Annotated in this window: 6 protein-coding genes and 4 tRNA genes; 5 read left to right on the top strand and 5 right to left on the bottom strand. The window is 67.5% G+C overall.

Annotation, left to right across the window (positions count from 1 at the left end; genetic code table 11):
- The 5 genes from HNQ09_RS04865 to HNQ09_RS04845 all read right to left on the bottom strand — a co-directional run.
- On the bottom strand, nucleotides 1–146 hold a 146-nt coding region (locus HNQ09_RS04865), incomplete at its 3' end, for a GTP-binding protein (RefSeq protein WP_246363158.1).
- Nucleotides 147–295: 149 nt separating this feature from the next.
- Nucleotides 296–370 (bottom strand) — tRNA-Thr (locus HNQ09_RS04860).
- Nucleotides 371–379: 9 nt separating this feature from the next.
- Nucleotides 380–452, bottom strand: a tRNA-Gly gene (locus HNQ09_RS04855).
- Between the two features lie 3 nt (nucleotides 453–455).
- Nucleotides 456–541, bottom strand: a tRNA-Tyr gene (locus tag HNQ09_RS04850).
- 59 nt (nucleotides 542–600) lie between these two features.
- Nucleotides 601–676 (bottom strand) — tRNA-Thr (locus HNQ09_RS04845).
- Nucleotides 677–1,023: 347 nt separating this feature from the next.
- On the opposite strand from HNQ09_RS04845, the gene HNQ09_RS04840 reads away from it, so the two are divergent.
- The 5 genes from HNQ09_RS04840 (at nucleotide 1,024) to pstA (ending at nucleotide 8,021) form a co-directional block, all read left to right on the top strand.
- Complete coding sequence (locus HNQ09_RS04840) at nucleotides 1,024–2,940, top strand: ABC transporter ATP-binding protein (RefSeq protein WP_184026145.1); 1,917 nt, start codon at nucleotides 1,024–1,026, stop codon at nucleotides 2,938–2,940.
- Nucleotides 2,937–4,814: an ABC transporter transmembrane domain-containing protein gene (locus HNQ09_RS04835; RefSeq protein WP_184026141.1), complete on the top strand. Its 1,878-nt coding sequence runs from the start codon at nucleotides 2,937–2,939 to the stop codon at nucleotides 4,812–4,814. Before HNQ09_RS04840 ends, HNQ09_RS04835 begins: the two co-directional genes overlap by 4 nt.
- Before the next feature lie 125 nt (nucleotides 4,815–4,939).
- Entirely contained in the window at nucleotides 4,940–5,974 is a 1,035-nt protein-coding gene (pstS, locus tag HNQ09_RS04830) for a phosphate ABC transporter substrate-binding protein PstS (protein WP_184026138.1), read from the top strand.
- 143 nt (nucleotides 5,975–6,117) lie between these two features.
- Nucleotides 6,118–7,155 (top strand): phosphate ABC transporter permease subunit PstC, encoded by a 1,038-nt coding sequence (gene pstC, locus HNQ09_RS04825; RefSeq protein WP_184026134.1) that lies wholly within the window; start codon nucleotides 6,118–6,120, stop codon nucleotides 7,153–7,155.
- Entirely contained in the window at nucleotides 7,155–8,021 is an 867-nt protein-coding gene (gene pstA / locus HNQ09_RS04820; protein ID WP_184026132.1) for a phosphate ABC transporter permease PstA, read from the top strand. The genes pstC and pstA overlap by 1 nt, the downstream gene beginning before the upstream one ends.
- The last annotated feature ends 18 nt before the right edge of the window (nucleotides 8,022–8,039 follow it).

Here is an 8,039-nt window from a genome sequence, read left to right as displayed (position 1 = left end):
TCGTAGGCCAGGGTCTCGATGGTGGGGTCCATCGCGGCCGCCGTGAAGGTGATCGCCGCGGTCAGCGTAGTCTTGCCGTGGTCGACGTGCCCGATGGTGCCCACGTTCACGTGGGGCTTGGTCCGCTCAAACGTTCCTTTTGCCATGTTCGTTTCCTCCTGGAGAGCGCCTCTTCCGGGTGGTGGGAGCCAACCGGAAAGACTGAGCCTTGCACAGCATAGCTGTGGGAAGCTGCCCAAGTGTTGGACACAAGTGAAGGAACGCGGCCCGCAGGGGCGCGGGCCGCGTTCTCTGATGGAGCTCTTGGTCGGGATTGAACCGACGACCTCTCCCTTACCAAGGGAGTGCTCTACCACTGAGCTACAAGAGCGAGCTGGAAAGCGGGAAACGAGACTCGAACTCGCGACATTCAGCTTGGGAAGCTGACGCTCTACCAACTGAGCTATTCCCGCGTGTGGTGGGCAGGGGCGGATTCGAACCGCCGTACACTTACGTGAACAGATTTACAGTCTGTCGCCTTTAACCACTCGGCCACCTACCCGTACCCCGTCGGCCCGCACTGTCTCGGCCCGAATTGTCATGACGTGTGGGTGCGTCACGTGGAGCCACCCAGGAGAATCGAACTCCCAACCTTCCGATTACAAGTCGGGTGCTCTACCAGTTGAGCTAGGGTGGCACCGTTCCGAAACCTGAAAGAGAGCGGAAAACCTCCGTCCCTGAGTGTAGAAGCTTCGCGCTGGCGCGCTGACTTCCGGCTGTGAATAGTAGCACCGGTCCCAGGGGGTGTCAACACGGCCCAGCCTGCTTGGCCGGGCGGGGCACAGGCAGCCGGGCAGGGCCACAGCGGGAGTCTGTCCGGGCACCCCGGCCCTCCCCATTCCTCCGTCCCTCTCCCCATTCAGCCATTCAGCGCATTCCCGCCTGCGCCTCTCGGCGTAGACTGGCGGCGCTTCGGGCCGCTCCGGCCCTGGACTGCCCGCCTTCAGCCCTGCCGCCGCGCCCCCTTTCTTCCAGAGGTCCCCCTTGGACAGTCTCCGTACCCTGTGGCCGTACCTGCGGCTTCACCGCCGCCAGTACATGATTGGCCTGGTGGCGGTGGTGATCGCCAACAGCGTGAACCTGCTGCCGTTTTACTTTATCCGTCTGACCATTGACGGCGTGACCGGGCAAGCGGACGCTGATCCCGCCACGCCCGGCATCACGGCCGCCCGGGTGGGCCTGTATGCGCTGGGCATCGTGGGCGCCGCCGCCACCGCCGGACTGTTCATGCTGGTGATGCGCCGCATGATCGTGGTGGCCTCGCGCCAGACCGAGTACGAGATCCGGCGCGACATCTTCGGCCACCTTCAGACACTCGACAAGCCGTACTACGACCGCGCGCGCACCGGCGACCTGATGAACCGCCTGACCGGTGACCTGGGCGCCGTGCGCGAGATGCTGGGTTTCGGGGCTTGGCAGATCGTGAACATCGTGTCGGGCTTCGCGACCGCCTTCACGGTGATGTTCAGCCTGAGCTGGCAACTGACCCTGATCGTGCTGGCGCTGCTGCCCATCATCGTGGGGCTGCTGACCTACATGGCGCGGCAGATCAACAAGCGGCATACGCTGGTGCAGGAGCAAAACAGCCTGATCGCGGCCAAGGCGCAGGAAAACTTCAGCGGGGCGCGGGTGGTCAAGGGCTACGCCATCGAGGACCGCGAGATCGAGGACTACCGCGCGATGAACCTCGAACTTCTGCGGCGCAACATCGCCCTGATCAAGGTGGACGGTCCCCTGCGTTCGGTGATGAACCTGCTGCTGGGGATTGCCTTCGGGTTGATCCTGCTTGTCGGTGGGCGGCTGATCCTGAACGGGGACGGCCGCTTCACGCTGGGCATGTTCACCCAGTTCGTGGGCACGCTGGAGCGCCTGGCCTTTCCGATGCTGATGGTGGGCTGGATCACCGGGATCACCCAGCGCGGCCTGTCGTCGTGGCAGAGATTGCGCGAGCTGCTGGACGCCCGGCCGCTGATCCGCGACGAGCGGCGGCGGGTGGACCCCGGCGTGCGGACCCTGCGCGGCGAGATCGAATTTGACCACGTGACCATGCGCTACGGCGACCGCACCGTGCTCGACGACGTGAGCCTGCACGTGCCCGCCGGGACCTTTCTGGGCATTACCGGCCCGACCGGCAGCGGCAAAACGGTGCTGGGCCAGCTGCTCACGCGCTCGATGGACCCGACGAGCGGCGTGGTGCGGGTGGACGGCCACGACGTGCGCACGATCTCGCTGCGGACCTTGCGCGACCACATCAGCGTGGTGCCGCAGGAACCCTTCCTCTTCAGCGACACCATCGCCAACAACATCGGCTTCGGGCTGGGGAACCGCGAGCTGCCCGAAATTCCCACGGGGGTCAGCGTTGTGAAGACCCCGCCGCCGCCAGTCGTGCCCCAGCAACCTGACATGAGCCGGGTGCGCGAGGCGGCGCGGCTGGCTGGACTGGCGGGCGACGTGGAGGACTTTCCGCAGGGCTACGAGACCATCCTGGGCGAGCGCGGCGTGACCCTCTCGGGCGGGCAGCGCCAGCGCACGGCCATCGCCCGCGCCATCGTGCGCGACCCGGCGATCCTGATTCTGGACGACAGCCTCTCGGCAGTGGATACCGAGACCGAGCGGCGCATCCTCGACGGGCTGCGCGAGGTCGCCCAGGGCCGCACCGTCTTGTTGATCGGGCACCGGATCAGCACCCTGCGCCACGCCGACCACATCGTGGTGCTTGAAGAAGGCCGATTGGCCGAGCAGGGCAGCCACGACGAGCTGCTGGCCGCCGGGGGCCGCTACGCCGAACTCGAACGTCTCCAGCGTTTGGCCTCGGACCTCGACACAGACGACGAGCCGGTCCGGGACCCCGAGGCCGCCGCCACCGAACTCGAAACGCTGCCCCAGGAGGCCGTGAAGTGACCGCACCTGCCCCCGTGCCCCCCGAACCCGCCCAGGCGGGCTTCGACGCCCGGCTCACCCGCCGCATCTTCGGCTACCTCAAGCCCTACGTGGGGCTGGTGGTCGGCGCGGTGCTGCTCTCGCTGCTGTTCTCGGGCATCCAGCCGGTCTTCGGGTTGATTCAGCGCTACGCGATCGACAACGCGCTGACGCCCTTTTTGGACGATCCGGCCATCAACCGGGTGCCGCTGCTGGGCATCCTGACCACCGCCGCGCTGACCTACATGGGCCTCAAGCTGGTCGAGTTCGCGGTGCAGTACGGCTCGATCCTGGCAATCGGGTACCTGGGGCAGAACGTGCTGCGCGACATCCGCGCCGACGTGTTCACCAAGCTCCAGCGCCTGCATCTGGCCTTTTTCGACCAGAACCCGGTGGGGCGGCTGATCACCCGCGTGACCAGCGACGTGGACGCCATCAACCAGTTTCTGACAGGCGGGCTGGTCAGCCTGATTCAGAGTGCCTTTCTGATCGTGGCCTACGCGGTCATCATGCTCACCGTGGACTGGCGGCTGAGCCTGGTCAGCTTCGGGGTGCTGCCCTTCATGTACCTCGCCAGCAACTTTTTCCGCACCCGCCTGCGCGACGCTTTCCGGGCGACCCGCCTCCAGCAGGCGGTCGTGAACTCCAAGCTCAACGAGAACATCACCGGGATGACCACCGTGCAGCTGTTCGGGCGCGAGCGGCGCACGGCGCTGGATTTCGACCACACCAACCGGGCGCTGCTGACCGCCAACGAGAACTCGGTGAAGTGGTTTTCGCTGTTCATGCCCACGATGGCCGTGCTGGGGCAGCTCGGGGTGGCGCTGGTGCTGTACTTCGCGGCCACCCGCATCCTGGGCCAGGACGCGGCGGGCGTGGCGCTGGCGACCGGGGTCACGGTGGGCACCCTCTACGCCTTTATCGGCTGGACGACCAACCTCTTTCAGCCGATCCAGGACCTCGCGGATGTGTTCAACAACCTGCAAGCGGCGATGGCGAGCAGCGAGCGCATCTTCGAGGTGCTGGACACCGAGGAGCAGATTCAGGACAAGCCCGGCGCGCGGACGCTGGAGCATTTCGAGGGCCGGGTGAGCTTCGAGGGCGTATGGTTCGCCTACGACCAGACGGTCACGGCGCAGACGCCCGACAGCGACGACCGCTGGATTCTGCGCGGCATCGACCTGGATATCCAGCCGGGCGAGAGCGTGGCCCTGGTCGGCGCGACGGGCGCGGGCAAGACCAGCGTGACCGCCCTGGTGAGCCGCTTTTACGACGTGCAGCGCGGCGCCGTGCGGGTGGACGGGCACAACGTGCGCGACCTGGCGCAGTACGACCTGCGGCGGCACGTCGGGGTGGTGTTGCAGGACGTGTTTCTCTTTGCGGGAACCATCGAGAGCAACCTGACGCTGAACAACCCCGAGATCTCGCACGAGCGGGTGGTGGAAGCCTGCCGGTACGTCGGGGTCCACAGCTACATCGTGTCGCTGCCGGAAGGCTACCAGACCGAGGTGCGCGAGCGCGGGGCGACCCTCTCGACCGGGCAAAAGCAGCTGCTGGCCTTTGCCCGCGCCCTGATCCAGAACCCCGACATCCTGCTGGTGCTGGACGAGGCGACCGCCAACGTGGACACCGAGACCGAGATCCGCATCCAGCAGGCGCTGCTGAAGGTGATGGAGGGCCGCACCTCGATCATCATCGCCCACCGCCTCAGCACCATCGAGCACTGCGACCGCATCGTGGTGATGCGGAGGGGCCGCATCGTGGAGCAGGGCAGCCACCGCGAGCTGCTGGACAAGGGCGGGTACTACGCCCGGCTCCACCGCCTGCAATACGCGCACTCGGACGCGGCGGATTGAGGCGGTGGGGGCGGGGGGCGTGGGGGAGCTGGTTTCTCCCGCGCCCCACGTTTTTCCCCACTCTCCTGACCCGGCGCTGACACTCCAGTGACGCCCGGCTGACACTCGGCGGGCACCCTGGGGCCATGAAGAAGAGCTTTCTCCTGGGCCTCGGCCTGGCCATGACCGCCGCCGCCTCGCAGGCCGCCGCCCAGACCCTGACCGGCGCGGGGGCGAGCTTTCCCTACCCGCTCTATTCCAAGATGTTCGCGGAATACCGCGAGGACACCGGCGTGAGCGTGAACTACCAGTCGGTGGGCAGCGGCGCGGGCCAGAAGCAGATTCTGGAGCGCACCGTGGACTTCGCGGGGTCGGACAATCCCATGAGCGACGAGGCGATGAAGGGCGCGCCCGGCAAGCTGCTGCACATTCCCACCGCCATCGGCGCGGTGGTGCCCGCCTACAACGTGCCCGGCGTGACCCAGCCCCTCAAGTTCACCGGGCGCGTGCTGGCCGACATCTACCTGGGCAAGATCCGCACCTGGAACGACAAGGCGATCACGGCGCTCAACCCCGGCGTGAGCATTCCGCCGCTGCCCGTCACGGTCGCGCGCCGCAGCGACGGCTCGGGCACGACCTACGTCTTTTCCGACTACCTCAGCAAGGTCAGCACCGAGTGGAAGACCAGGGTGGGCGTGGGCAACAGCCTCCAGTGGCCCACCGGCACCGGCGCCAAGGGCAACGACGGCGTGGCGGGCGTGGTGAAAAGCACCCCCGGCGCCATCGGCTACGTGGAACTGGTGTACGCCAAGCAGAACAAGCTGCCCTTCGGGAGCGTGCAAAACCGCTCCGGCAAGTTCGTGGTGGCCGACAACGCCCCGGCCGCCGCCGCCGCGCAGGGCGTGGTGATGCCCGGCGACACCCGCGTGAGCATCACCAACAGCGCCAACGCGGGCGCCTACCCCATCGCCAGCTTCACCTACGTGATCTTTTACCAGGAGCAGAAGTACGGCAACCGCACCGAGGCGCAGGCCAGGGCACTCAAGAACCTGCTGACCTGGATGACCACCACCGGCCAGCGCTACAACGAAGCCCTGGACTACGCGCGGCTGCCCGCCAACGTGACGAGCAAGGTCAGGAGCATCCTGAACTCGGTGACCTACGGCGGCAAAAAGCTCTGACCCGCGCCGCCACTGAGAAGAGCGGCCCTCCAAGCTGGGGGCCGCTTTCCGCGTGGGCCGCGCTGGCCGGAGAAAGCAGCTGACCTCGCGCTGACGCTTTGCCTGTGAACTGAACCCACTCGCCCCGGAGGGGTCATCCAACCATGAGTGAACCTGCCCGCCGCCCCCCTGCCCACGCTCCCGTGGTCCGCCCCGCCCCGTTTCGCCTGTCCAGCGGCAGCGACCGGGTCTTCCAGCTCGTGATTCTGGGCCTGGCCTCGGTGATCGTGCTGATCTTCGTGCTGAGCGTCTACCAGCTGGGGCGCGAATCCTGGCCCGCCCTGCGCGCGTCCGGGCTGCGCTTTTTCACCGAGCGCACCTGGAACCCGGTGACGGGCACCTTCGGGGCGGCGACCATGATCCTCGGCACGCTGGTGACCAGCCTGGCCGCGCTGCTGATCAGCGTGCCGCTCGCGGTCGCCAGCGCGCTCTTCGTGGCCGAGTACGCGCCGAAGTGGCTGGCGAATCCGGTCGGCTACCTGATCGAGCTGCTCGCCGCCGTGCCCAGCGTGGTGTACGGGCTGTGGGCGCTCTTTGTGATCGCGCCCGTGCTGGCGCGCTGGCAGACGACCTTTTTCAACCCCGAGCTGTACCCCGAGCGCTTCGCGCTGTTCACCCGCTGTTCGGCGCTGTGGGCGGAGAACCAGACCTCGCTGCAATGCCTGTTCGTGCCCAACAGCGCGGCGGGCCGGGGGCTGGCCCTCGCCATCATCATCCTGACGGTGATGATCTTGCCGTACACCGCCAGCGTGGCGCGTGACGTGATCCGGCTGGTGCCCACCGACCAGCGGGAAGCGATGTACGCGCTGGGCGCCACCAAATGGGAAGTGATCTCGCGGGCCATCTTGCCCTACGCCCGCGCCGGGATTCTGGGCGGCGTGCTGCTGGCGCTGGGGCGCGCGCTGGGCGAGACGCTGGCCGTGGCGATGGTCATCGGGGACAGCCAGGAGGTCCTGAAAAGCATCTGGGGCAACGCCAGCACCATGGCCTCGGTGATCGCCAACCAGTTCGGGGACGCGCAGGAAGCGCTGCACCGCTCCAGCGTGGTCGCGCTGGGCCTGAGCCTCTTTTTCCTGAGCGTGGTCGTGAACTTCCTGGCCCGGCTGATCATCGCGCGGCTGACGCCCAAGGGAATCCAGTGATGAGCGCGGTGTCGCGGGGCACCCCCGCCCGCCCGCGTGCCCGGCTGAGTCCGGCCCGCCGCTTCCAGAACCGGCTGATGGGCGCCCTGATCGCGCTGGCGACCGCGCTGGTCGTCGCGCCGCTGATCCTGATTTTCGTGTACCTGCTGCGCGAGGGCCTGGGCGCGATGAACCTCGACTTTTTCACCAAGACGCCTGCACCCGAAGGCGAGACGGGGGGCGGCCTCCTCAACGCGATCACCGGCAGCCTGACCATGCTGGCGATGGCGAGCGTGATCGGCGTGCTGGTGGGCGTGGCGGGCGGCATCTTTCTGGCCGAGTTTCCCCGGCACCCCCTGATGCCCACCGTGCGGATGCTCAGCGACGTGCTGGCGGGCATTCCGGCCATCGTGATGGGGCTGGTCGCCTACGGGCTGATCGTGCTGTATTTCGGCTTCTCGGGCATAGCGGGCGCGCTGGCGCTGGGCTTTTTGATGATTCCCATCGTGGTGCGGACCACCGAGGAGGTGCTGAAGCTGGTGCCGCTCGCGGTGCGCGAGGCGGGGCTGAGCCTGGGCTTGCCGCAGTGGGTGGTGATCTTGCGGATCGTGCTGCCCGCCGCCGCCGGGGGCATCGTGACGGGCGTCATGCTGGCGCTCGCGCGGGTGGCTGGGGAGGCCGCGCCGCTGCTCTTTACCGCCTTCGGCAACCCCAACGTCAACCTCGACCCCACCCAGCCCATGAGCGCCCTGCCGCTCGAAATCTACCGGGGCGCCACCAGCGCCTACGACGAGAACCAGCGCCTCGCCAAGGCCGGAGCGCTGCTGCTGATCCTGATCATCTTCGCCACCAGCCTGCTGGCCCGGCGTGCTAGCCGCCGCCGCTAGGGCGCGGCCGGTGTGTCT

This window comes from Deinococcus budaensis (genome assembly GCF_014201885.1).
GTDB classification, from domain to species: Bacteria; Deinococcota; Deinococci; order Deinococcales; family Deinococcaceae; genus Deinococcus; species Deinococcus budaensis.
Note: the sequence above shows the minus strand (reverse complement) of the source record. Positions and strands in the feature narration are given on the sequence as shown.